General features: G+C 43.1%; 22 protein-coding genes. 12 read left to right on the forward strand and 10 right to left on the reverse strand.

Going from position 1 to position 23680, the window contains the following annotated elements; translation table 11 throughout:
- Positions 1-269: 269 nt before the first annotated feature.
- The 6 genes from KHN78_RS00240 to KHN78_RS00265 all read left to right on the forward strand — a co-directional run bounded on the left by KHN78_RS00240 (position 270) and on the right by KHN78_RS00265 (position 5237).
- Positions 270-1088 carry a substrate-binding domain-containing protein gene (locus KHN78_RS00240; protein WP_211919037.1) on the forward strand — a complete coding sequence of 273 codons (819 nt, stop codon included), beginning with the start codon at positions 270-272 and terminating at the stop codon, positions 1086-1088.
- Between the two features lie 6 nt (positions 1089-1094).
- Positions 1095-1793: an ABC transporter permease gene (locus KHN78_RS00245; protein ID WP_211919039.1), complete on the forward strand. Its 699-nt coding sequence runs from the start codon at positions 1095-1097 to the stop codon at positions 1791-1793.
- Between the two features lie 43 nt (positions 1794-1836).
- A complete protein-coding gene (locus KHN78_RS00250) occupies positions 1837-2556 on the forward strand; it encodes an energy-coupling factor ABC transporter ATP-binding protein (protein WP_211919041.1) in 720 nt (239 codons plus the stop codon).
- The gene (gene mobA / locus KHN78_RS00255; protein ID WP_211919043.1) at positions 2534-3121 is read left to right on the forward strand and encodes a molybdenum cofactor guanylyltransferase MobA; all 588 of its coding nucleotides are present in this window, start codon (positions 2534-2536) and stop codon (positions 3119-3121) included. Before KHN78_RS00250 ends, mobA begins: the two co-directional genes overlap by 23 nt.
- The gene (locus tag KHN78_RS00260; protein WP_211919045.1) at positions 3118-4896 is read left to right on the forward strand and encodes a bifunctional molybdopterin-guanine dinucleotide biosynthesis adaptor protein MobB/molybdopterin molybdotransferase MoeA; all 1779 of its coding nucleotides are present in this window, start codon (positions 3118-3120) and stop codon (positions 4894-4896) included. The genes mobA and KHN78_RS00260 overlap by 4 nt, the downstream gene beginning before the upstream one ends.
- Before the next feature lie 74 nt (positions 4897-4970).
- Positions 4971-5237, forward strand: coding sequence for a DUF2960 domain-containing protein (locus KHN78_RS00265; RefSeq protein WP_128810903.1), 267 nt, complete (start codon positions 4971-4973; stop codon positions 5235-5237).
- Positions 5238-5396: 159 nt separating this feature from the next.
- Here the strand turns inward: KHN78_RS00265 and nagK are convergent, their stop codons facing one another.
- Complete coding sequence (gene nagK, locus KHN78_RS00270; RefSeq protein ID WP_211919047.1) at positions 5397-6305, reverse strand: N-acetylglucosamine kinase; 909 nt, start codon at positions 6303-6305, stop codon at positions 5397-5399.
- A gap of 175 nt (positions 6306-6480) precedes the next feature.
- Positions 6481-7230 (reverse strand): tRNA-uridine aminocarboxypropyltransferase, encoded by a 750-nt coding sequence (locus tag KHN78_RS00275; protein ID WP_211919049.1) that lies wholly within the window; start codon positions 7228-7230, stop codon positions 6481-6483.
- A 256-nt stretch (positions 7231-7486) separates the two neighbouring features.
- Here KHN78_RS00275 and KHN78_RS00280 point away from each other — a divergent pair, with 256 nt between their 5' ends.
- The gene (locus KHN78_RS00280) at positions 7487-8296 is read left to right on the forward strand and encodes a sterol desaturase family protein (protein ID WP_211919051.1); all 810 of its coding nucleotides are present in this window, start codon (positions 7487-7489) and stop codon (positions 8294-8296) included.
- 26 nt (positions 8297-8322) lie between these two features.
- Here the strand turns inward: KHN78_RS00280 and KHN78_RS00285 are convergent, their stop codons facing one another.
- Positions 8323-8703: a hypothetical protein gene (locus KHN78_RS00285; protein ID WP_211919948.1), complete on the reverse strand. Its 381-nt coding sequence runs from the start codon at positions 8701-8703 to the stop codon at positions 8323-8325.
- A 541-nt stretch (positions 8704-9244) separates the two neighbouring features.
- Between KHN78_RS00285 and KHN78_RS00290 the strand changes: the two genes are divergently transcribed.
- Positions 9245-9751 carry an NlpC/P60 family protein gene (locus KHN78_RS00290; RefSeq protein WP_211919059.1) on the forward strand — a complete coding sequence of 169 codons (507 nt, stop codon included), beginning with the start codon at positions 9245-9247 and terminating at the stop codon, positions 9749-9751.
- Positions 9752-9836: 85 nt separating this feature from the next.
- On the opposite strand, the gene KHN78_RS00295 is transcribed toward KHN78_RS00290, so the two are convergent.
- From KHN78_RS00295 to KHN78_RS00305, 3 genes are all read right to left on the reverse strand, one after another.
- The gene (locus KHN78_RS00295; protein WP_211919068.1) at positions 9837-10181 is read right to left on the reverse strand and encodes a DUF3802 family protein; all 345 of its coding nucleotides are present in this window, start codon (positions 10179-10181) and stop codon (positions 9837-9839) included.
- A 143-nt stretch (positions 10182-10324) separates the two neighbouring features.
- Complete coding sequence (locus KHN78_RS00300; RefSeq protein WP_211919070.1) at positions 10325-11287, reverse strand: GGDEF domain-containing protein; 963 nt, start codon at positions 11285-11287, stop codon at positions 10325-10327.
- The gene (locus tag KHN78_RS00305) at positions 11287-12261 is read right to left on the reverse strand and encodes a response regulator (RefSeq protein WP_211919071.1); all 975 of its coding nucleotides are present in this window, start codon (positions 12259-12261) and stop codon (positions 11287-11289) included. Before KHN78_RS00305 ends, KHN78_RS00300 begins: the two co-directional genes overlap by 1 nt.
- A gap of 224 nt (positions 12262-12485) precedes the next feature.
- Between KHN78_RS00305 and KHN78_RS00310 the strand changes: the two genes are divergently transcribed.
- Together KHN78_RS00310 and KHN78_RS00315 are read left to right on the forward strand one after the other, a co-directional pair.
- The gene (locus KHN78_RS00310) at positions 12486-13352 is read left to right on the forward strand and encodes a fructosamine kinase family protein (protein WP_211919073.1); all 867 of its coding nucleotides are present in this window, start codon (positions 12486-12488) and stop codon (positions 13350-13352) included.
- Positions 13353-13645: 293 nt separating this feature from the next.
- A complete protein-coding gene (locus KHN78_RS00315) occupies positions 13646-13840 on the forward strand; it encodes a CPXCG motif-containing cysteine-rich protein (RefSeq protein ID WP_128810909.1) in 195 nt (64 codons plus the stop codon).
- Positions 13841-14034: 194 nt separating this feature from the next.
- Here the strand turns inward: KHN78_RS00315 and KHN78_RS00320 are convergent, their stop codons facing one another.
- Entirely contained in the window at positions 14035-14649 is a 615-nt protein-coding gene (locus KHN78_RS00320; RefSeq protein WP_211919075.1) for a riboflavin synthase subunit alpha, read from the reverse strand.
- Positions 14650-15045: 396 nt separating this feature from the next.
- Here KHN78_RS00320 and KHN78_RS00325 point away from each other — a divergent pair, with 396 nt between their 5' ends.
- Together KHN78_RS00325 and KHN78_RS00330 are read left to right on the forward strand one after the other, a co-directional pair.
- Positions 15046-16416 (forward strand): MATE family efflux transporter, encoded by a 1371-nt coding sequence (locus KHN78_RS00325; protein ID WP_211919077.1) that lies wholly within the window; start codon positions 15046-15048, stop codon positions 16414-16416.
- A gap of 205 nt (positions 16417-16621) precedes the next feature.
- Positions 16622-17638 carry a DUF3080 domain-containing protein gene (locus KHN78_RS00330; protein WP_211919080.1) on the forward strand — a complete coding sequence of 339 codons (1017 nt, stop codon included), beginning with the start codon at positions 16622-16624 and terminating at the stop codon, positions 17636-17638.
- A gap of 40 nt (positions 17639-17678) precedes the next feature.
- On the opposite strand, the gene KHN78_RS00335 is transcribed toward KHN78_RS00330, so the two are convergent.
- From KHN78_RS00335 to KHN78_RS00345, 3 genes are all read right to left on the reverse strand, one after another.
- Positions 17679-18518 (reverse strand): DNA ligase, encoded by an 840-nt coding sequence (locus tag KHN78_RS00335; protein WP_128810911.1) that lies wholly within the window; start codon positions 18516-18518, stop codon positions 17679-17681.
- 131 nt (positions 18519-18649) lie between these two features.
- Positions 18650-19039 carry an ATP-binding protein gene (locus KHN78_RS00340; protein WP_211919082.1) on the reverse strand — a complete coding sequence of 130 codons (390 nt, stop codon included), beginning with the start codon at positions 19037-19039 and terminating at the stop codon, positions 18650-18652.
- 115 nt (positions 19040-19154) lie between these two features.
- Positions 19155-23591, reverse strand: coding sequence for an SslE/AcfD family lipoprotein zinc metalloprotease (locus KHN78_RS00345; protein WP_211919090.1), 4437 nt, complete (start codon positions 23589-23591; stop codon positions 19155-19157).
- Positions 23592-23680 lie beyond the last annotated feature (89 nt).

Raw genomic sequence — 23680 nt, forward strand, 5'->3', positions numbered from 1 at the left:
TTATGCAAATAAGTCCATGAATTAGCGCATAAATCCAACCTTTTTCGCTTGTAAAATGTTGGCATCTTGTTTGCTATAAAGAGATTCCAAGTGACCTCAGGATGCGGGACTGCTTTTGGCACGATAAACCGTGCTTAGGGGGCAATACCCAACCACATTCTCTCACCCTAAGGTGACTTGTAATTTGAGCGCGCTCTGACGCTCTGGCGACTTCTTCAGTTTATCTAGACTCTAGAAGCCAAAAATCATTGGAAAGGAAACAAATAAAAATGAAAAAAATTGCGCTGACATTGGCCGCAACGTCAATCACTCTTGTAAGCTACTCTACTTTTGCGGCTCAAGATGGCGAACACATTCGTCTGGCTACCACGACAAGTACTTATCATTCAGGCCTACTAGACTACATCCTTCCACAATTTGAAAAAGACACCGGTTACAAAGTCGACATCATCGCAGCAGGTACTGGTAAAGCGCTAAAAATGGGTGAAAATGGCGACGTAGACCTAGTGATGACTCACGCACCTAAGGCTGAGGGGCTCTTTGTTGAAAAAGGTTACGGCGTTCTTCCACGTAAACTGATGTACAATGATTTTGTTATCGTTGGTCCTAAATCGGATCCCGCTCAAGTAAAAGACGACAAATCGGTGTTGGACGTTTTCAAAGAAATTGCTGACAAAGATGCCGTCTTCATTTCTCGTGGCGACGATTCAGGCACTCACAAAAAAGAATTGGGTATCTGGGCACAAACAAAAATGGAACCTAACTTTGGTGGCTACCGCAGCGTCGGTCAAGGTATGGGTCCAACACTCACCATGGCGGCAGAAATGCAAGGTTACACCATGTCAGACCGCGGTACTTGGCTGGCTTACCAAAACAAACTGGATCTTGCGATCCTTTTCCAAGGCGACAAAGCACTGTTCAACCCATACCAAGTTATTTTGGTCAATCCAGAGCGATACCCAACCATCAATTACCAAGGTGCAAAAGCATTCAGTGATTGGTTGGTGAATCCTCGTGGTCAGGAGCTGATTAATAGCTTCCGTCTAAACGGGAAACAGTTATTTGTTGCGGATGCTGAGAGCAAATAACGCAGTATGAATCTTGCTGATACAACACTGGAAGCCCTGCGCTTATTAGTGAATTTTGATACAGACCTATGGGAGATCGTCGCGGTCTCCTTTAGTGTTTCTATTACGGCAATATCTTTAGTGATATTACCATCAATCTTGATGTCTTTCGTCCTCGCCTATACCGACTTTCGTGGTAAATGGTTTTTGTTGTCGATTGTGAACACCTTGCAAGCCGTACCCACCGTTGTGATCGGCTTATTGCTTTACATGCTGCTATCACGTGCTGGCCCTTGGGGAGGCTGGCAAATGCTGTTTACCCAAAAGGCGATGATATTCGGTCAAATGATCATCTGTTTTCCAGTTCTCGTTTCGATGATGCACGGTGCGCTGCAATCAAGTGATCGCCGTATTGTGGAAACCGCGATTACGTTAGGCGTCTCGATGCCGCGTATCGCTGCTACTATGATCTGGGAGACTCGATTTCCTATCATGGCAGCGGTTATCGCAGGGTTTTCACGCATCGTGACCGAGGTGGGCTGCTCAATGATGATTGGAGGCAACATTATGGGTGTGACGCGAAATATACCCACTGCAATTGCATTGGAAAGCAGCAAAGGTGCGTTTGCACAAGGCGTTGCACTGGGAATTGTATTACTATCGTTAGCGTTAGCGCTTAACTTCCTCTTATCAAGCATGAGAGGCAAAGGCTATCTAAGAACATGAAGCAAGCAATCGACTCGCCTTCAACCCAATATAAGGGTGTATTATGACTATTAAAGTAACCGCCGAGCAATTGTCCATGCGATTTAAGGAGCGTGTGCTTTTTCACATCCCTGAGCTTGCCATTGGACCAAACGATGCGATTTACCTAAAAGGTGATAATGGCGTTGGTAAAACGACTCTACTTAAAATCCTAGCTGGCCTCTTGAAAGCGTCGACAGGTAAAGTTGTCGCGCCAAAAGATACTTGGTTAAAAAAATGGACGCGTCGTAGTGGTCGTGTCGATGTTATTTACCTCCATCAGTCTCCTTACCTTTTCGATGGCACTGTCTATGACAATGTTGTTTATGGAGTGAAATATCAACAAAACACCGCGAATGATAAGCGAGCACAGGTCATCAATGCATTGCGCATGGTCGGCTTGGAAACATTAGCGGATGAGCACATCTCTGTTTTATCTGGCGGAGAAAAGCAACGCGTGGCCATGGCAAGAGCGTGGATACTTAAACCGTCAATTCTATTAATGGACGAGCCGAGTGCCTCTCTCGATCAAGAATCTATTGAACGCCTTGTCATCATGGCAAAAGATCTTCTAGATCGTGGTTCAAGCATCGTGATCACAAGTCACCAAGCCAATGCATTGACGGATTTATGTAAAAAACAGTGGTGGATAAAAGACAAGACTTTGGTAGAGTCTCCACTGTTGTATGTCATACCAAAAGAAACATCCCAAGAGAACGCATATGCTTCAGCCAACACAAACTAGTTGGGTCATATTGGCTGGTGGACAAGCCAGCCGTATGGGTGGAAAAGATAAAGGTCTGATTGAATTGAATCAGAAGCCACTCATTGAACACGTTATCGAACGTTTATCACCGCAAACTCCTCGCATTTTGATCAATGCGAACCGAAACCAAGACGCTTACCGCATCTATGGTCTCGTTTTTGGTGACCAATTTGAAAACTTCCCTGGCCCAATGGGTGGAATCCATGCGGGCTTAGTCCATGCAGAGACCGATTGGGTTGGTTTTGTTCCTTGTGATAGCCCACAAATCAACACCGATCTGGTCGAGCGTTTCTGCCAAGCAGTAAAAGAAGATACTGATATTTTGGTTGCACATGATGGTGACCATCAGCAACCCGTCTTCACACTTTATCACAAGCGCGTGCTGCCAAAACTGACCGCGTTTTTAGAACGTGGCGATCGTAAGATCATTTTACTCTACAAAGAGTGCAACACCAGTTACGTTGACTTTAGTGACTCACCAAACTGTTTCGTCAACTTGAATACCCCAGAAGAACTGGCGCAATTTGGACAACTCGAATCATGAAACACACGCTAAACATCCCTATTCTTGGTTTTGCTGCCTATTCTGGTACAGGCAAAACCACTTTGCTTGAAGCATTACTACCGAAGTTAACCGAAGCGGGTCTGCGCATTGGCATGCTCAAGCACGCACACCATAACTTTGATGTCGACCAACCAGGCAAAGACAGCCACCGCTTACGCAAAGCCGGCGCATCACAAATGCTGATCTCTTCTCGTAACCGTTTTGCTTTAATGACAGAAACGCCTGAATCGGAATCCGAATTTGATTACTTACTGACGCGTTTCGATCAAGATAAACTTGATGTGGTTTTAGTTGAGGGCTGCAAAAACATTGCTTTTCCTAAGATTGAATTGCATCGTGAAGAAGTCGGCAAACCTTGGCTTTACCCGCATGATGCAAACATCATCGCGATTGCTTCAGACAGTGGCGAGTTGGAATCTGAACTGCCACAAATGAACATCAACGATCTCGATGCCATCGCTCAGTTCGTTCTTCAGTATGTTCAAGAAGCGAACGCGCCAAAGAGTAAAGAGAAAGAAGCCACTTGCTGTGATACGCTCTCTCCTGCTTTCCTTTCCGTGGTTCAAGGCCAAGAAAAGATCCTATCTTTGGTGAACACGGTTGCTGAAACCGAAGCGTGCAAGATTGAAGATGCGTACGGTCGTGTGCTTGCCGACCATGTGGTGTCACCAGTGAATGTTCCGCAATACACTAACTCAGCAATGGACGGTTACGCGATTCGTGGCGATGATGTTGATCGTGACAGCTATCAAATCGTTGCTGAAGTGCTCGCTGGTCACGCTTACGACCAACCTCTTGAAGCAGGTCAAGCAGTCAAGATCATGACGGGCGCACCAACACCTATCAACGGCGATACGGTAGTAATGCGTGAACAAGCTTCCCAAAACGGCGACACTGTCACGTTCAATGGTGCAACCATCAAAGCAGGTCAAAACGTTCGCCAAGCGGGTGAAGACCTAGCAATTGGTAGCGACGTGTTTACCGCAGGGACTCGCCTCGCCTCTCCTGAAATGGGCATGATTGCTTCTCTTGGTTTTGGTGAAACGAATGTGTTCCGCAAGTTGAAAGTTGCTGTGTTCTCTACCGGTGATGAAGTGCAAGCGCCGGGCACTGAGCAAAAAGCGAATTCAATCTACGATTCAAACCGTTTTACCATCATGGGTATGTTAGAGAAACTCGGTTGCGAGATCTTAGATTTCGGCATTTTAGAAGACAACGAACAACTCATGATTGAAGCGCTAGAGAACGCCTCAGAAAAAGCTGACGTGGTCATGACGTCTGGCGGCGTATCCGTTGGTGATGCAGACTACATCAAACTTGCATTAGACAAACTGGGTCAAATTGATTTCTGGCGTATCAACATGCGCCCTGGTCGTCCGCTTGCGTTCGGTCAAATCAACGATAAGCCTTTCTTTGGTTTACCGGGTAACCCTGTGGCTGTGATGGTTTCATTCATTAACTTTGTCGAGCCTGCACTGCGTAAGATGCAGGGTGAACAAGGTTGGAAGCCACTCAAAGTCAGCGCAATTGCGACAGAAAATCTGCGCTCTCGCCAAGGCCGTACCGAATTTAGTCGTGGTATTTACGAGCTAGACGAAACAGGTCGTTTAACGGTTCGCACAACGGGCAAACAAGGCTCAGGTATTCTGCGTTCAATGAGTGAGGCAAACTGTTTAATCGAAATCTCCCCGGCTGTTGATACAGTAAAAGCAGGAGAAAGCGTGACAATCATCCCGCTTCAAGGCAGAATCTAGGCCGATTCAGAATTCAAAGGTCAGCGTGTCTGGCCTTTTTATTGATTACAGAAAAACTTTTCAGAGAGACAGCTATGGCTCGCACCATTCTTTACACTTACAAAGACCAAGACAAAGAACTGACGTTCTCATACGAGCAACACCGTAACATTCAAGAAGCGGTTGCAGAAGCGGAAGGTATCGACATCACTGAGTTCCTAAAGATGGAGCAGCAAATCGAAGCAGTATCTGACACAAAAGCGGTTCGTAACTACCGCGACAATCATTTCAGAAAATTAGGCTTTAGCAAAATCACCCTAGCTCAAAAAGAAAACTTGGGCGTAGGTAAAAAGAAAAAATAAGCCTAGTGGCCATTACTTCAAGTCTGGTGACCATTGCTCAAACCCTAGTGTGCATGGCTTAAACCTAGTGACAAGCGTTTAAAATAAATAAAGCCTTGCTGAACACAGCAAGGCTTTCGATGATAATTTCTACGCTTTTCTTAAGTAAGGCTTAAGTGCTTATTTAATATTTAGGAATGCCGCGCCACGTACGCCACCTGAATCACCGTGTTTTGCTTTGATGATCTTTGGACATTTCGCTACAGAAAGCAGGTACTTAGGAATACGTTTTGGCATTTCTTCGTAAATCAGTTCGAAGTTAGATAGACCACCGCCTAATACGACAGTATGTGGATCAACGGCCGTAAATAGGTTCGCAAAGCAAATCGCCAACAACTCCATAAAGCGTTCAACATGTTCCACCGCTTTTTCTTCACCGTCAGCATGAGCTTTAATGATCTCGATCGCTTTCTTCTCTTCACCGTAATAATGAGCGTAAATCAACTCAAAGCCACGACCAGATAAGTAACTATCTAAACACCCTTTTTTCCCGCAACCACAGCCCAACAAAGGCGCGTTATCACCTAGGTAGAACCATGCATCAATAGGAAGGCGAGTATGGCCCATCTCACCCGCAACGTGGTTACGACCAGAAAATATTTTACCATCCAATACCAAACCGCCACCAAAACCTGTACCCAGGATCAAACCAAGCACTGATGGTTCGTTTTGAAGTTCTTCATCCCAGGCTTCAGAAAGCGCAAAACAGTTCGCATCATTTTCAATTTTAACGCTGCGACCAATCTTCGCTTCTAAATCTGCTCGAAGTGGCTTTCCTTTTGCCGCGGGTACGTTAACGGTAAGCACGGTTGCATCATCCGCGTCTTCCATACCAGGCAAACCAAGACCAATCGTTCCCTCGCAGCCAAATTCTGCATCGTATTTATTAACGAGACCAGCGATGGTTTCTACCAATAAATCATAGTTGTCTGTTGGGGTTGGTACACGTTCTGTGGCAACACGTTCAAGTTTTTCATTAAACGCACCAAACTCAATTTTAGTGCCACCGACATCAAAGCCGTAATACATGCAATTCTCTCCTAAAATGCTCAACCGACTCCCAAAATCCAAAATATAGGTACTGGAGTCAAACTTTAAACATTATCCATATCTGTACGCCTGCAAACCGTGACCCAATCCAGATTTATCCTCTCGTTAAAGCCAGTTGAACAACAAGCCATCAACAAAAACTCATTCCTTAGAGTTAGCTCTCGATTTTGGCCCATTCTTTGAAACGTTTCAGGTGTGGTCGAGACCAGTCGATTTTAGCCCTAGTTTTTGTCAGCATATAAGTTTCGCGGAACGCTTCAAACCACAATTGCAGACACTCGGAAGCTTGCTCCTCTCCAGCTTGCTTAAGCACCAATGTAGCCACCTCTGCCGTCGACAAATGCTGCTCATTATCTGACCTGCGCATCATGTATTCAGACAAGGATTCCGGCTCAATAGAAAGCACCGGTAAAGACTTAAGAAACTCAGATCGACGGAAAATCTTACGCGCCTCTCGCCAACTGCCATCAATAAAGATCAACAGCCATTTTTTATTCAATCCATCTGGGTTCGACACGAGTTTTGGACTCAATCCGTCCAATAGACGTTCGGACTCGTCTACATAATCGGATGGGAATACAATCACTGGCTGATACTCATTGTTTTTTAGTAACGCAAGCATCTCTGCCGACGGTTCTGTGCGATTCCATTGATACACGTAAGTCTCTTGAATCGTATCAGCTATCAAACGTCCGGTATTGCTTGGTTTGAACACTTCGTTTTCTGACACAATCAGCATGCAGGCAATATTTGATTCGATGTTCGGCTGGACGTCGCACAAACAAAATTGCTCAGAAACCTGACAATAAGGACAGCGAACCACTTTACAACCACGAGCGTTAAATGGCTTCGTTGAGATAGATTGACGGTGCTGGTATAAACGATGGAAAGCGTGAATTCTCATGGATAGAAAGTGCTATTAATTAGGGGCTGTTGATTTTTCGCGGTGAAACTCAGCTTGAAAGGTCAACATACCCTATGAGTGCATGTATAAAATAGAACGCGATTCTACTTGCATCATCAATGAGTCTCAAGGAATGGTGGTGAGCGGACTAACATCCAGATTAAGTCTACCGTTACACATAAGCCTTTTTTCTCAGTGAAAGATACAATGAAGTCTCAAGGTCTTTAGAAAAAGTGAATCAATCAAGGAAATTTGTATGACCGAAACTGTATTTAACGACCCATCCTGGCTACGACTCAGTCTCTTTATTGGGGTACTGATTCTTTGTGCCTTATGGGAAAACAAACTACCAAGAAGAAAGCTAACCGTCGATCGAGCATTCCGTTGGTTTAACAACCTCACACTGGTCGCGCTCAATAGTGTCGTTATTGCCGTTATTATGCCAATTGTCGCTTTCCAAGCAGCCATTATCGCTCATGAAAATCAGTGGGGTTTGCTCAATGTACTTGCCTTGCCAAATTGGTTGAACGTGCTGATTGCCGTCGTATTACTCGATCTCGTCATCTACCTACAGCATTTAGTTTTCCATCGCATTAAACCACTGTGGAAGCTTCACCGAATGCACCATGCCGACTTAGATGTCGATGTCACAACAGGAACACGGTTCCACCCGATAGAAATCATTCTCTCTATGGTGGTAAAAATAACTTTTGTGTTCGCTTTGGGCGCTTCCCCTATTGCCATCGTGGTGTTTGAAATTATATTGAATGCGAGTGCGATGTTTAACCATAGTAACGCCAAACTACCACTTATACTCGATGCGAAGTTACGCAAACTTATCGTCACACCAGACATGCATCGTGTGCACCATTCCGTTATTCCACAAGAAACTCACTCAAACTTTGGTTTCTTCCTATCTGTCTGGGATCGATTGTTTGGCACGTACCGCGCTCAACCGAAGTTAGGTCATGATGATGTTGAGATTGGTGTCCCGGAAATCAGAGACCAAACGGAACAGCGCCTCGACAAACTGCTCACTCAACCATTTCGTTACGCTAAGAAATAAACAACCCAAAAAAATAGCAACCAAAATTAACGGAATATCTGACGTGAGTGGCGATTCTTTTGCGAACTCCACAGCCAAAACGACACGCCAATTGAAAATCCTAATAGTAGAGTCTGCCACTGCAGTTTTCCGGCATTCTCAAGTATACCTAACCCGTAATGAGCATAAGAATTAAAGCCGACGCTCGTCAGCAGAATAAATAACAGTAGAATCAAACCTGAACGGCGGTGCTTAATGAGCAAGTATACGGCAAGTAAATCAACGATCCCCAAAGCACTCCAATACAAATTTAACCAGGTTGGGGCAAAATGATATGGTAAGAAACCATCGACAATATTGTCGTAAATATGGATCACACCACCTAATGTCAGGCAAAGGCATAGGATAAATACTACGAATTTGTCCATCATCGTTTCCTTTCCTTATCTGAATGAATGCGCTAAGCATATAGAAATCAGCTTGATATTTATAATCTCATCACTATTTTTGAGACCGACAATGTCTTTCATCGAGAATCGATAGTGCTCGCTGAGGGCAGTAATCGTCACATTAAAAATAACAACGATGCGTCCCCAATTTTTCAGCTCGCTTCTAATCAAAGCATAGCGTTTTGTTGCCCAACTCGCCTAAAAGCTTACCTTACCTCCACATTTTTTATTTCAGAACCGTATTCATTCGTGTTCATACGCAATTAAAGTGTTTCAGCTTTGAAACTTAGAATAGAAAAGGCTATAACAAGTGCCATGATGGTTTAAAATATCGCCCGAATGACGTTAGAAACACCAAGTGCAAAATCATATTCTAGGTTTATCAAAGCGATGATGAGTTATATAGCTTCGATCATAAAATTTAGCTTCGTACTTTGGATCGTGTGATTTTGTTCGTGTAATTTAGTTAAGATATCGTATTTCCACCTAGGCTGAGACAGCTTGGGTATATTGTTGACAGGTGGATGTTGTGCGTCGAGTTTATTTTCCTTTGATTATTAGTGCTTTTCTAAGTGCATGTTCATCTGCGCCTGAGCCAGAATCGAAAGTGACCAGCTCACCAACGTTGAACCAAGTGGTATCCGTTAATGAGTTGCTATCAGAAAATGTTGATTTATTTCAATTTTATAGCGAGTGGCAAGGGACTCCCTATAGATTGGGAGGAACAAAAAAATCAGGCATTGACTGCTCGGCATTTGTTCAGAAAGCGTTTATTGAAGCGTATCAAATGTCACTACCGCGAACGACGCGTCAACAATCGAAGCGAGGCATAAAGATGAAATGGTCTGATGCCCAACAAGGCGATTTAGTTTTTTTCAAAACCAATCGTTCGACTTATCACGTCGGTATTTATTTAGGCAATAAACAGTTTATGCACGCATCGACATCAAAAGGTGTCATTATTTCAAGAATGGATAATCCGTACTGGGCTTCCAAATTTTGGCAGGTAAGAAGAGTTACACTGTAACCCTTCTGATGTGTCCACTGCATCAACTGCTATTTCAATGTCCGAGTAAAACCAAATATAGGCTAGAAATTTAGGGGAGTAATCTCTAGTCGTATGTCGCGACAGCGGTATCAAACAAGTTTTTTACTAGTGCAATGTATTCATCTAGAAATGCGATCTGTTCATTTGTCGCTTTCTTCGACCACACACCGGCAAGTACTTCACTCAAGTCTGCCACAACGGCGTCGGCTTCTTTTAATAATTTGAAACGAACACTTGAATGCAGTTCAGGATTTTGTTCAAAAATTGCCATGATGTTAGATGCAATCATATCCGTAACCACATCTTCAATGCTTTCTGATCCCGTGTCACCCACTTCTGAAGTAAAAATGCTCAAGTTAAGTGACAAATGCTCGATAAGAGCGAGGTATCCATCGGTTTCTACAACCACTGCGTTTCTCCATTTTATACAAGCTTTCAATAATGAAAGCAAAATCGTATCAATAGTAAGACATATAGCTACGTAACTTCAAGGTAGATAAATCAGAGCTTTGTCACCCATTTAAGCTCAACTTTGACCAGATATGTCTACAATCAATCTTGATCATAAATACGCGTGCAGTTTCTACCATTTTCTTTCGCTATATAAAGCGCCGCATCCGCACATTTTATCCATTGGGTATGATTTTCAAAACTACGCTTATATTCACATACACCAATGCTCACCGAAAAGTAGATAGGTTTACTTTCTACCGTCACACACTCTTTTTCAATCAACGTTCTCAATCGTTCGGCAAAATTAAACGCTTGTTCTTGATTGGTATTCGGCAGTAGTACCGTAAACTCTTCTCCCCCAAAACGTCCACATACATCACTGCTTCTTGCCGTTTTCCTTAATAACGAAGCGGTATGGCGTATCACTTCATCACCAGAGTGATGGCCGTAGGTATCGTTCACTTTCTTAAAATGGTCAATATCAAAGATTACAAGTGACGACGTTCTGTCGATGAGGCTCAATCGAGAAAACTCTTCCTTTAAGGATTGTTCCCAAAATGCACGATTAAAGAGCCCGGTCAGACCGTCTTTTCGGCTGATCTCCGAAAGATACTGATTCGTTTCACGCAAGTGGATTCGATTCCTAGCCGTTTCTGAAACATCATTGACTTGGATTGCGATATGACTGATAGAACCAGACAGCGAATGTAATGGCGTGATCACGATATCTTGATACATCAAATTACTGCTGTTTGATACTGGAGAGAAATTATTAAACTTAAAGAGATAAGGCCTATTTTCCCAGCTAGAGAAAGAGCGCGTTTCGAGTTCAGCACTTGTTTTTAATTTTGTTTCTAACCACGTTTTAGGCAACTCGTCAAAATGATCAAACAAGGACTCTCCTAAGATATCCTGTGACAGCACACCACTGTAGGACTGCATAAAGCTATTCCAAACACACACTTTGTATTCGCGATCTAACACGATGAGCCCTGAATCCATCGTATCTAAAATCTGGGTGACCCAATGAAAATTGGCAATATCTAACGAAAGATCAGACATTATATTGACTCCATGATTTCATAGATAATATCAACCGATGGCTTATCAATAAGAAACAGAACTTCACACTCAAAATCGAGTTCCTCAGCCATATAGGTATATTCCATAGTAAACAAATCACCCGATTCACATTTACTCTCATCATATGGGGTGAGCGTCTCTAAAATACTTGGTTGACGCATGGAAAACTGCTTATCTAACTGCGTGCCTAACGAGGTCAAGAATGAAGAAACAAGCAAATTTGAGACATTCAAAATGATCTCATTGTAGGGAGTAAACTCCGCCAAATAGCCGAGTCTTTCACCAATTTGGTTGATGTCATTACCTCGCAAGCACACAAGCGCTTCACCGTGAATACCACCACCAACAAAACGTTGAGCAACCGCAACGGACCGTTCTCGACTGATAACATCAACGAGCGTCATATGCAATTCACCACTGGTTAACGGACCAACATGGGGAACAGGTAAGTGAATAAACTCCTGTAAGTGGTCAGCCATAATTGCGGCCCCTTTGCCAAGAGCGATATTTGCAATTTCTCTAAACTTCGCTAGAGGTGAAATTTCACGCTTACCACTGCCGCTGTTAGGTGCCCGCTTTCCGCCATTATCTGCATAACGTAGGCCGATTCGTTCATAGAGCGGGGCAACTTGCTCCATCGCTAAGGGTTTGGCAATAAAGTCGACGGCACCGAGCTCGAGACAGCGTTGCTTTGCCTCTTGCTGAATGTCTCCAGATACGACCACAACTTTTGTTGGGTGTTGGCTTACTGGTAGTCGTTTGAGTACTTCAAAGCCGTCCATGACTGGCATGGTCAAATCTAAAAACAGAACGTCAATATTTTGTTCGGCTAAAACCTGTAGTGCTTCGGATCCGTCTTGCGATTCCAACAGACGCATTGACGACTCTTGCACTATAGAGCGAGAGATCAACTTTCTTGCCACAGCAGAGTCATCACAAATCAGTATTTTCATGCAACGATTGGAACCCAAGTCAAAAAATTAATGATACTCGCTGTATCCAAATAGCTCCATATGATAGCTCGATAAATCATGAGGTTATAGGAGACATAATTCACACTTATGCACATTTGCCCTTATGCCACACTAATTTGTTGTCGAAGTTTGCGTCACTTGGCGTCAATGTTCTGGCATTTATCCTAAACTATTGTTGGTCAAATAGATTAACGAGGTTTTTTATGTGGCAAGCAATATCGCAACAGCTCTCTGATACTTTGTTGTTCGAATTTCAAATCAAAGAGAAAGTAAGACTCTCTGGAGGGGATATTAGTGAAAGCTATATGATCAACGATGGCGAACAGCGCTACTTCGTTAAGATTAATGACCGAGAATTTCTCTCCAAATTTGAAGTTGAAGCAGAAAGTCTCCACCTTTTACGTGAAACATCTACCGTATTTGTTCCTGAAGTCGTTTTAGTAGGAAAAACCAAAACACATGCGTTCATTATTTTAAATTACCTCCCGACCAAGCCATTGGATGATCCGAAGAACAGCTTCGTTTTTGGTCAAAAGCTGGCTGAATTGCACTCGTGGGGCGAACAAAAAGAATTTGGCTTCGATACGGACAATTACATTGGCTCCACATTGCAACCAAACCAATGGCATAAAAAATGGAGCGTCTTTTTTGCGGAACAGCGCATTGGTTGGCAGTTACAACTATTGAAAGAAAAAGGTATTTCCTTGGTCGACATTGATGACTTTATTGGCGTCGTGAAACAGCTTCTTGCCAATCACACACCATCCCCCTCATTGCTTCATGGTGATCTTTGGAATGGCAACTCTGCTCTAACACCCTTTGGTCCAATCTGCTTTGATCCTGCTTGCTATTGGGGTGACCGAGAATGTGACATTGCTATGACGGAACTATTTGGGGGGTTTCTAAAAGAGTTTTATCAAGGATATGAATCAGTTATGCCTCTTTCTCCTGGCTATGATGACCGTAAAGATATCTATAACCTCTATCATATTCTAAACCACTGCAATCTTTTTGGTGGTCACTATTTGGAACAAGCACAGTCCATAATAAAGAAAATCATTTCTTATTGATTTAACGGGTAAATTACATTTCAAATGTGTAAATTTTCGACGCATATCACCATCAAAATATCCCCAAGCTCAAATGCTGAGTTTGGGGTCAACTTTTGTACTTATTTCGACTCAATTAGCAACAACAACACCTAATATTCTAGTTAACTCTGCTTAGATTGTACCTCAACCTAAGAGGTGAGTGATTAAGGGCTGCATTTTCGTTATACCAAAAATTAGAAAACTAAGTATTTAGACATCTGAGCATTTAGAAATCTAAGTATTAAAAGCCCTGCAATACGAGGAGTTTTTGTATGCAAAATTATACTGAAAGACATGTAAAATGCCCCCACTGTGGGCACTCAATTGGTATTACTCTAGATGCGAGTAATGGAAACCAAGAATTTTATGATGATTGCCCTGCATGCTGTCATGCCATTCACTTAAACATGAAAGTGGATGAATTGCATGACAAAGTAGAGCTGTTTATCGACGACAACTATGAATAGGAAAGTCTACTAAATATCGAACATGATTACTGGAGTCTAGACAACGTGTAATGAGTACTCTCGATTCACATTACCGATAAAGCATTGAAAAAAAGGAGCAATCAGATGCTCCTTTTGTGTTTTACAAGTCACACTCTTTGTACACTAAAGCAAATGGTACACTTAGGCAAATGGCACACTCAGGAAAATGGCAACTAAGCCAAATGTTTCGCCGCAAGGACTCGCTCAACCGTATCGACAATAGCTTGTGTTTGAGGATCAAATTCAATATTCACCTTATCCCCCACCTTTCGACCACCAAATAAGGTTCTTTGTAAGGTTTCAGGGATCAGATGCACCGAGAAACGATTATCCGTCACCTCTCCAATCGTTAGAGAACAACCATCTAAACCAATATAGCCTTTTGACAACACATACTTCATTGAACTCTCTGGCACTTCAAACCAAATCGTACGGTTATTGGGCGTATCAAGCACCTCTACAATCTGCCCCATGAGACTAATGTGGCCAGACATGCTGTGTCCGCCAATCTCATCGCCAAATTTTGCTGCACGCTCAATATTAATGTAGTCTCCAGACGTTAGTTCTCCTAGGTTCGTTAACGCTAGCGTAGCTTGCATCAAATCAAAGCTAACTTGTTCGCCCTCTATTTTCGTCACCGTTAGACAGCAACCATTATGAGCGACTGATGCGCCGATCTCTAATCCTTGCGCTAAGTGCCCTTGTAATTCAACGATATGAGTTTGAAAACGTTCCTTTTTATCAATGTGAACAATTTTCGCTGTGCCCTGCACTATTCCTGTAAACATCATCATTACCTATTATTGAAATACTGACTTTGTACGTTTTGGTATTCGTTCTACGTCAGTATCTATCTTATGTATCGGTCTATTTCGCGTACCGGCGTCAAACCGAGAATAATCGTAAATGCAGACGCCGAAAGTATGGTAACTATTCGAACAATTGTTTATTATCGCCGCGGAGTTTCTAGAGACATTTTTTCACCATATTGTAGTGAAAATCAACCACCCGTTTATCACATCTTCGTTCTCATGCACTCTAACATATCTTGGAAAACGCGATCGGCTACGCTTCGCCGTTTTCCTTACACCCAATCAGTGTCAAAGCTCTGATTTATTCATCTTTGAAGTTACTGGAATATATAACGTTTTCCTAATCACTTTTGTTCCACTCTGGAGTATTTCGTGCATCGCTACAAAGAAGAGGCGTCAAGCCTAATTAAGCTAGCAACCCCTGTGTTGATCGCTTCTGTCGCACAAACAGGCATGGGTTTTGTTGATACCGTCATGGCTGGCGGTGTGAGCGCAACAGATATGGCTGCCGTTTCCGTTGCTTCTAGCATTTGGTTACCATCCATTTTATTTGGTATTGGGCTACTAATGGCGCTTGTACCAATTGTTGCCCAATTGAACGGCTCCGGTCGCCGAAATCAAATCCCGTTTGAAATTCAACAAGGTGCGGTACTTGCGCTTCTGATCAGTTTGCCTATTTTAGGTGTGCTATTTCAGACTCAATTTATTCTGCAGGTCATGGATGTTGAAGCAGTGATGGCTGAGAAAACCATCGGTTATATCCATGCCGTTATGTTTGCTGTACCAGCGTTCTTACTCTTCCAAACGTTGCGAAGCCTAACAGACGGCATGTCTCTAACAAAACCGGCCATGGTGATCGGCTTTATCGGACTTATGCTAAATATCCCACTTAACTGGGTATTCGTATATGGTAAGTTTGGTGCACCAGCCCTTGGTGGTGTCGGATGTGGCGTGGCGACAGCCATTGTTTATTGGGTAATGTTCAGTCTTTTATTGCTTTACGTTACAACCTCTGCCCGACTAAAAAGCATCAATCTTTTTGGTGAATTCCATAAACCACAACTAAAAGCTCAAATTCGCCTATTTAAGCTTGGTTTTCCTGTTGCGGCTGCACTTTTTTTTGAAGTAACGCTGTTTGCCGTGGTTGCGCTTTTGGTTTCACCGCTCGGTTCAATTGTTGTGGCAGCACACCAAGTTGCTATTAACTTCTCATCACTGGTGTTCATGCTACCAATGAGTATTGGTGCCGCAGTCAGTATTCGTGTTGGTCATCGCCTAGGTGAAAATAATGTAGATGGTGCTCGTGTTGCGTCTCGCGTTGGTATCATGGTCGGCCTCTGCTTGTCATTTATGACGGCATTTATCACAGTAGCTTTCAGCGAGTCCATTGCGAATCTATACACAAACAATGCAGAAGTCATTAGCCTTGCAATGCAATTGTTTATCCTAGCCGCTATTTATCAATGTACCGATGCGGTACAAGTTGTCGCAGCAGGTGCGCTTCGCGGTTACAAAGACATGCGAGCTATTTTCAATCGTACATTTATTGCGTATTGGATCCTCGGTTTACCTATGGGTTACATCCTAGCTCGCACAGATTGGATTGTTGAACCGATGGGTGCACAAGGTTTTTGGCTAGGCTTTATTATTGGCCTAACTTCTGCTGCTATCTTACTTGGCGCTCGTTTACGTTGGATGCATCATCAAGAACCGCAAGTACAATTGAATTTTTCACAGCAATAACTTTTGTAAAAAATACATTTAAAGCCAGCGTTATGCTGGCTTTTTTGATCCAAACTGCTGCGTCATCGGTACAATCGTTGAATATACTCAACCTCAACTGGGGATATCATTTTTACATTATCTAATTTGTAATTGGCTTCGATTTCCCCGACTTAAGGTTCAATATTTACTTGGATTCGACCTACAAGATGATTGAGGGATAGTTTTGAAAGCATCACTTACGACAACGGTATTCGCAATACTTACGATTTGGCTTGGTGGATGTGAGTATTGGCAGCAGCCAGAGCGCAGGTTATTTGAAAAGTACAATGAACGCTTGGCGAATGTACTTGAGGTCACTCCAACAACAATTATTGAATCTCCCCCCATCACCATTCCCGATAAACGATCCCTTTTTCATGAATTGCCTCGACTTTCCCTAGGTTTACTCGAAAGCTACCAACTAAGAGAATGCGGCCTGTTCCATTTACTTGCAGAAAAAAACTCTTCGTTGGGAAAAGTTCAAGACGCTTTTTATAACCTCGACTATCAGACGAGTTTATTACACACGCTCAACACTTGCCTGAATGACTTTCCATTGAATGACCAAGAAAATAAAAAGTTAGATCAGCTCTATAAGCTCAGATGGCAACACTTGTTAGTGCATTTAGATAATGTTTTTCTTGCCAGTGACGTGATGCGAAAACAACTGACTAGTGCTCGATGGCTATCAACTCAAAGTAAGAACCAAATCGCGCCTATCAAGGATGCTTTTTTTATGTTCGATGAATTCTATCAAGCGCCGTATCAGGTTATCTCTCGTTTACCCGATACCCCTGTTACCCTTTATCAAGAATCGTTAGAAAAAAGCCGTACCATTGGATCACTCTATTACTCTCTGCTCAACGCTGCAGAATGGCTCAAACAAATCACTCAAATGCTTGAACAAAACCAAGCAAACATTATCTGTAATGCCAACCGAGATACGACACAATTTCGGTATCTAAGAAATGTCTTTCAAAACTTATATATTGGTGAAGTTCAACCTTATATGGCGTTTCTCGACAGCACCTACCAGCAACTGAGTGTCGGTATTGAACTGATCAACAATAGAATGGCCGCTCATGGAGAGCACTATGGCATCAAAAACGCTCATGATGCATTTCGAAGAAACACAATGGCACACGTCGAGTTTTGGAAAGGCCTTTTCAAACGTTGTGGAACCAACGTAGGACGTAATTAGAAAGGAAGTACCGCCCAAAGGAATACATATTTAAGGCAAACTATTGCACTCTTTCTCTTAAAAATCGTGCAAATCTAGGCTTTCCTGTATGGGTGTGGCCATTGTGTCGAAACGTTATTGTTGTACCAATTTGAGGAGGGGTTTTCCTCAATTCATCAGTGAATCCACTGCCAATGTAAAACTCTGTACCATCGTCCAATCTTACCAATAACGCTCCCATCATACCGAGTAAGCGACCTGTACCAGGCTTGTAACCTATCACTCTCGCTTCAGCATCTTCATATCGTTTCAGCTTAAGTAAGTCACTGCCTCTGCCTGCTTGATATCGGCTAGAAACCTTTCTCAGCATGACGCCTTCACCATCAGACTGTGCAATACGATCCAATTGATAAAACAGATGCTCCTCATCTTTTATCGCCCGATGTTCGACGTATTTTATGTGCTGGACATCGATATCAAACACCAATGCTTGAATATTATAGTAGCGTTTCTGGTAGTCTCCCGCCGAGTATGGCATGTCAAAAATCATGAAATCGATCTGTCGCCATGCCGCTTCAACTGGCTTTTTATCAAGCACGGTTTGCTGGACTAAATGGAAATTCCCTCGTCCAGCCCACAACTCACCATCGAGCGGGAAATCTGGCAGAGCTTTCGTAAACCAGTCAGGCGCATAGATACGATTCCCATTGCGTGTCACGAAATGCTGCCCTGTCCAGTAGGCTCTTATGCCATCTAACTTTTCACTATACCAATATTGGGAAACATCAATACCATTTTGGTACGACTCAGCTAACGACACAGGAGGCAATGGTGTGGACTCTGCATGAATCGGCGCAGAAGAAAGAATCGCTATTGATATTAGTGTGAGTTTGAGCGGCATGGGCGAACCTTAAATGTTATATCGCCCCTATTGAAGCGAAGTTTTTAACATTTCGCCATCATTGACTGCAACTATACGATCCATAGCACGATACATAAGTGATATATGCAATCAACCCAATACAATTGGAATTAAGGTTGCCATTTTTCCCGCATTTTCTCTATGACTTCACTCGGAACATTGTGAATACTTGTGAACGTTCCGCCACAAACTTTAATTTCAAATTCTACATGATGTTTTTTGCAATATTGTAAGTAGCGTTTCATTTCCCAATGCCTAACAAATGTATTACTCACAATCACGATATGGCTTCGTTTCAACCATTTTTTGGTTTGGCAAAAACACCAGTCATGTGCATCGCCAAGCTTATTCTGATCAAAGAGATAGTCCCCCTGAGCATTTTCAAAATACATATCTGCTTCAAAATGTTTTGCGTCCAGCTTAGAAGCCAGTTGTTTCGCCAATGTCGTTTTACCCGAACCAGGCAGACCGCGGATTAAAATGAGCTTTGCTTTAGACATAATGTGTATCTAAAAAGTTAAGTTGGCAGAACAGTAACCCATTCCAGACAAAAGCACAGCACAAAAAAATCCCCCAACCGAAGTTGAGGGACGTATTTTTAATAGAACTGACTAATTAATTTGCTACACCGTAGCTTAGTGAATCGACGTCTAGTGGGCTATTTTTAAGTTCTTTCAAACCCAACGCTTTCACCATATTTATTGCTTGTTGACTAATACCACCTGAGTACACTTTCGTGCCATCTGGGTTAGTCATTGATGTTTCGCCAACATTCCAAGCGGTAAAGAAGTCACTCAAGTCATAGTCTGAAACGTAAGAGCTACAAACCATCATGAGATCACCATTAGATAGGCCTGTGTCACGCGAGCTACAATAGTTCATGCCACCATTGTCACCTTGAACATCACCACGTGCTTTACGATGCATCAACTTGAACATGTTCCAGCCCTCATCTTCGCCATAAATGGTTGGCTTAACGTCAACGTTGCTGTACCAATCATCAATCTTAAAGTGCGCTTTTGCCCACAGTTTAAGCTGACCAAACATGACTAAGCGCATGCCTGCATCACCATGAGACCATGCATGACCATCATTCGCATCTAACCACATCGGTGCTTTTTTGATGTCGAAGATTATACGGTCCATTCGAGGGTTATCATTACGCCCCTCAAGCTCTTGCATGTAAAGTGCCAATACGTTGTTGGTCACTTCGGTACTCCCCGGCGCACTAAATGGCGCGGACGCTAAGTTATGACCCACTTCGTGCCAAAGTAGCCAATCATTCACCGCATTAGTTGGGACATTAGTACTCTTCGCATTAAAGCTAGAGTTCATTACTGGATAGCCCGAGTGCGCCGCACCAATTGAGATCTGAACATCGTTGACAAAACGGTGACGGAATTCTTTTAGTTCCGGGTAAGTGAAACGACGATGAGCGCCCTCTTCTGTCACTTCATCACGGCCATAAAAATCACTCGCTGCATCCGCAAAACGGTTCATGTCTTTCGCAAATTGATCTACATCCATTGAGGTCACGTTATTGATTGGCGTTGTGTAAATGAACGAGCCCGTATCAATTTCCGCAATTGGCGCAGTCGCAGATTCAGGCGTATTCAGCCACTTGCCGTCTTTCCACCATGCTGCTGTTTCTACGCCATCAAGGTTAAACGTCACAACATCAAGATCACGCTCTTTTGGTTGGATGTAAATCAAACCACCGTAAGGGGCTTTAAATGTAAGATTCACACCATCATAATCGTAGCTTGTTTGCATACGTGGCGGACGTTTCAATGCCGTTTCATGATTTGGTTTACCTGTTAAATCATCCGCCATCATGACCGAAATCGTTGCTTTAACGCCACCAGACACCTTGACTTCTTGCAATTGAGGAGCCCAGAAGCCTGTAGACTGGTTGTTCCCTGCCGAGTAGGTCACCGCTTTACCATTGGTTTGAATATCTGCACGCCCATTCGAAACAACTCCCGCTGTACGACCTGGATATTGCGTGGTATCAACGGTAATCTCGTGATCCCAGTACGAACGACCCAACATGATACGCGTTAACGGTTTCTCCATGTAGTTTAATGGATAACTTGGGTTCATTTGCCCCTTAAGCTCACCCTCACCATGGATCATCCCATTGCTTACTAACGAAGCTTTGAGATCGACTGGGCATTGTGCTTCAACAGTATCGGTTTGATGTTGTTCATCGGTATAACAGTTCAAGAATTGCACGGTTTGCTTAAAGCCAAGCTCATCTGGAATACCAGTCTCGTAGCGGTATGGGTTATCATTCCACATCCAAATTGACAAGTTGTCGTATGTTTGATTCAGCTCCGTGGTAGATAAACGAATCCCTTGCTTGCCTTTAGTACGGTAATACAGTTCATGGTTGTATAACGCCGTAAAGTTAGTGCCAAGGTTTGCTGCTTTTACCATGCTCTCAACAACATCTTTGCTCACTTCATAGCGATCAAAGTCTGGACGATGATAAGCACCACGAACGGTGTAACCATGGCCTGAGCGTGTTTCAATACAGTTAAACTCGTACTCGTATTCGTTTTTACATAAAGGAGTGCCTTTAAACGCAGCTTCTAGCTCTGCAATCGCGGCCTGACGCTCTTGTGGAGAGTTTACAAAAATACGAGCTTGTTTGGTCAGCATCACTGGCTTACCTTGAGCATCGAATTCAGGCTCACCTTCAGCATTCAGCTTAGGCATTTCGTAAGTTGGGATCTCAAACTTAATTTTAGTTTCGTCTTTAATCCATTCAACTGAACCGTCTTGATTAACAGTAAATGGCTGCTTTCCATCATTGTCTTGGAAGCGCTCCAACACAACCATTTCTGTTGCACCCTTAACATGCAGGTTCGGATATGGCGACTGACAGTAGTATGAGCTGCCACAAAATGCTTGGTTTGTTGGTGTTACGTTTTGACCACCAACCGACATACCTGCTGCATCAGCCAAACGACCAATAGGCTCTGGGTTTGCTGTTTGAATGGCATCCATAAATAAGATATTACCGCCCTCATTGACATACTTAATCAATGCGGTGATATCGCCTTGTGTGAAGTTAGGGTTATCTAAATCAGCCACAAACTGATTCGTCATACCATCTTGAACCAGTTTTGGTGGGTAGGCTTGCAATATTAGAATTGGCGTATCTACTGCGGAAAGACCATCAAAGCCACCTTTGCTTAACTCCGTTACGTTACCAAAACCAAATTCTGGACTCACGAAGAAATCATATTGCATACCTAACGCTGAGTTTTGATGTGCAAAATACGCTTTGTCGATATTAGTTGCAACACTCATACCTTGCGTAGACTGGCCACCATTAAACCATTGGAACAAGTTCGCAAAGAATTGCTTCATGCTGCCATGATCATCGTGTTTCGGATTTTCAATCGTTGTCGACGTACACGTTTTCGCTGCACTGTCGATCTTAACAGATCGGTTATTCCAATAATTTTCTGGGCATGACAGGATGCTTGGATACATACCATTACCCATCATCACGATCTTGCCTGCTCCGATCTCACCAGCAGTGACAAATGGAAAACCAAAGGTCGCGTTATCTTTATTCACCGTTGGAATCGCAGGCATGTTGATTCCTGGCCACTGGGCAATATATGGTCGACCTTCACGAGTCCATGCTTGCTGCTCACCAAAATCAAGTTCGCGGTTGATGTCTGCACGAGGCATCATGACTGGGAATGCACGGTTAGAGAGATTTAGAGCTCGCATACCACGTGTATAACCCGTTGCTCCGTAAAACGCGCCGTTATCGTTGAAGACATGAAATGTATTCACGTTGCGGAAAATGGCATTTAATGATTCAGTGACGTACTTACCGCTATCCAGTGATAGAACCTGTGGCTGACGCAAAGCAGTCGCAAAAGACGCAGGTTGGCGTAATGCTTGGTCGATGGTCGCTGTCAAACCATTGTTGAATTGTTCTTCAAAATCATTCGGAAGTGAAAAATCAGCCCCCTCAGCCTCAAGCTTGCCGCCATTTGGAAGAGACAAATTGATCAACTCATTGATCACGTTCGGATACATAGCAAACGTATCTTGGATCTCTTGCGTAATTTCAAGCTTACCATTTGAATTAAAAGCGTAGCGTTCGAGCAGAGCCTGAATATTCGCTTTGATAACATTATTGTCCGTGACGTCAGTCAGTTTATAGTCGACCTTATTACCTTGAACTTGACCAAATTCAAATGTGTCGATACCAAACGTTAGCCTATCACCCCAAAGATATTCAAACTCACCTTTTTCATCGGTTAAGCCGACCGAATTGGCTGAAAAGTAGCTTATACCAACAAGAGGCTGACCATTAGCATCCGTCAGTTGGCTGCGCGTCAACACTTTGCTTTCCGCGCTAGGTTTGTATGAATAGGTCGACTCTGCATTTGCTGATACAAAGTTTGAGTTCAGATCGCTATTTGCATCAGGATCAACGGCCGGAACCACTTTATCATCAACGTGAGAACTCGGTGCCTTACCTACTTCGTCGGTTGCTTCCTCTTCTTTTGAAGCAAAGTATGCTTCTACCGCTTCATCGCTTAATCCTTGATTAAAAACATCTTCTATATCGAAAGCGTCTATTTCTGTTAAGCAAATGTCATCTTGAGTCTCACATGCATCGATAGACTGAAGTACTTTGGTGACGTTATCACCATGAATGCTTGCCAGATCAAATGAAGCTTCTGATTTATCATTGCTGATGCCGTCACGAGTTTGCTTTGGAAATGGCGCAGTAAAATCACCAAGTTGTACTGTACCTACAGTGCAACTAAAACTGGTTCCTTGCGAGACTTCAAAAGTACCGTCAATTAACTCTTTTCCGTTACAGGTTACCTCACCTATTACTCGTTTGTTTGAAGCAAACAATGTACCGATATAAGTTGTTGGTGGAATAATATCAGTCGGTGGTATCACATCCGTCGGTGGAACAACTTCTGGTAAATTTGCGATTGGATCATCGTTATTACATCCTGTAAGAACGGTAGATAAAACCGCAATCGCGATTAGATTCTTCTTCATTTAGGCTTTTTAGTCGTTATATTATGGAGCACTATTGTAAATAATCCCCTCAAATTAGACGACTAGCATTTGCTATGCTAACAATAAAA

This window comes from Vibrio sp. B1REV9, assembly GCF_905175395.2.
In the GTDB taxonomy this organism is placed as follows: Bacteria; Pseudomonadota; Gammaproteobacteria; order Enterobacterales; family Vibrionaceae; genus Vibrio; species Vibrio alfacsensis.

Coding starts and splice junctions, on each gene's coding strand:
- KHN78_RS00240 (WP_211919037.1), top strand. CDS start 270: ATGAAAAAAATTGCGCTGACATTGGCCGCAACGTCAATCACTCTTGTA.
- KHN78_RS00245 (WP_211919039.1), top strand. CDS start 1,095: ATGAATCTTGCTGATACAACACTGGAAGCCCTGCGCTTATTAGTGAAT.
- KHN78_RS00250 (WP_211919041.1), top strand. CDS start 1,837: ATGACTATTAAAGTAACCGCCGAGCAATTGTCCATGCGATTTAAGGAG.
- mobA (WP_211919043.1), top strand. CDS start 2,534: ATGCTTCAGCCAACACAAACTAGTTGGGTCATATTGGCTGGTGGACAA.
- KHN78_RS00260 (WP_211919045.1), top strand. CDS start 3,118: ATGAAACACACGCTAAACATCCCTATTCTTGGTTTTGCTGCCTATTCT.
- KHN78_RS00265 (WP_128810903.1), top strand. CDS start 4,971: ATGGCTCGCACCATTCTTTACACTTACAAAGACCAAGACAAAGAACTG.
- nagK (WP_211919047.1), bottom strand. CDS start 6,305: ATGTATTACGGCTTTGATGTCGGTGGCACTAAAATTGAGTTTGGTGCG.
- KHN78_RS00275 (WP_211919049.1), bottom strand. CDS start 7,230: ATGAGAATTCACGCTTTCCATCGTTTATACCAGCACCGTCAATCTATC.
- KHN78_RS00280 (WP_211919051.1), top strand. CDS start 7,487: ATGACCGAAACTGTATTTAACGACCCATCCTGGCTACGACTCAGTCTC.
- KHN78_RS00285 (WP_211919948.1), bottom strand. CDS start 8,703: ATGGACAAATTCGTAGTATTTATCCTATGCCTTTGCCTGACATTAGGT.
- KHN78_RS00300 (WP_211919070.1), bottom strand. CDS start 11,287: ATGTCTGATCTTTCGTTAGATATTGCCAATTTTCATTGGGTCACCCAG.
- KHN78_RS00305 (WP_211919071.1), bottom strand. CDS start 12,261: ATGAAAATACTGATTTGTGATGACTCTGCTGTGGCAAGAAAGTTGATC.
- KHN78_RS00310 (WP_211919073.1), top strand. CDS start 12,486: ATGTGGCAAGCAATATCGCAACAGCTCTCTGATACTTTGTTGTTCGAA.
- KHN78_RS00315 (WP_128810909.1), top strand. CDS start 13,646: ATGCAAAATTATACTGAAAGACATGTAAAATGCCCCCACTGTGGGCAC.
- KHN78_RS00320 (WP_211919075.1), bottom strand. CDS start 14,649: ATGTTTACAGGAATAGTGCAGGGCACAGCGAAAATTGTTCACATTGAT.
- KHN78_RS00335 (WP_128810911.1), bottom strand. CDS start 18,518: ATGCCGCTCAAACTCACACTAATATCAATAGCGATTCTTTCTTCTGCG.
- KHN78_RS00340 (WP_211919082.1), bottom strand. CDS start 19,039: ATGTCTAAAGCAAAGCTCATTTTAATCCGCGGTCTGCCTGGTTCGGGT.
- KHN78_RS00345 (WP_211919090.1), bottom strand. CDS start 23,591: ATGAAGAAGAATCTAATCGCGATTGCGGTTTTATCTACCGTTCTTACA.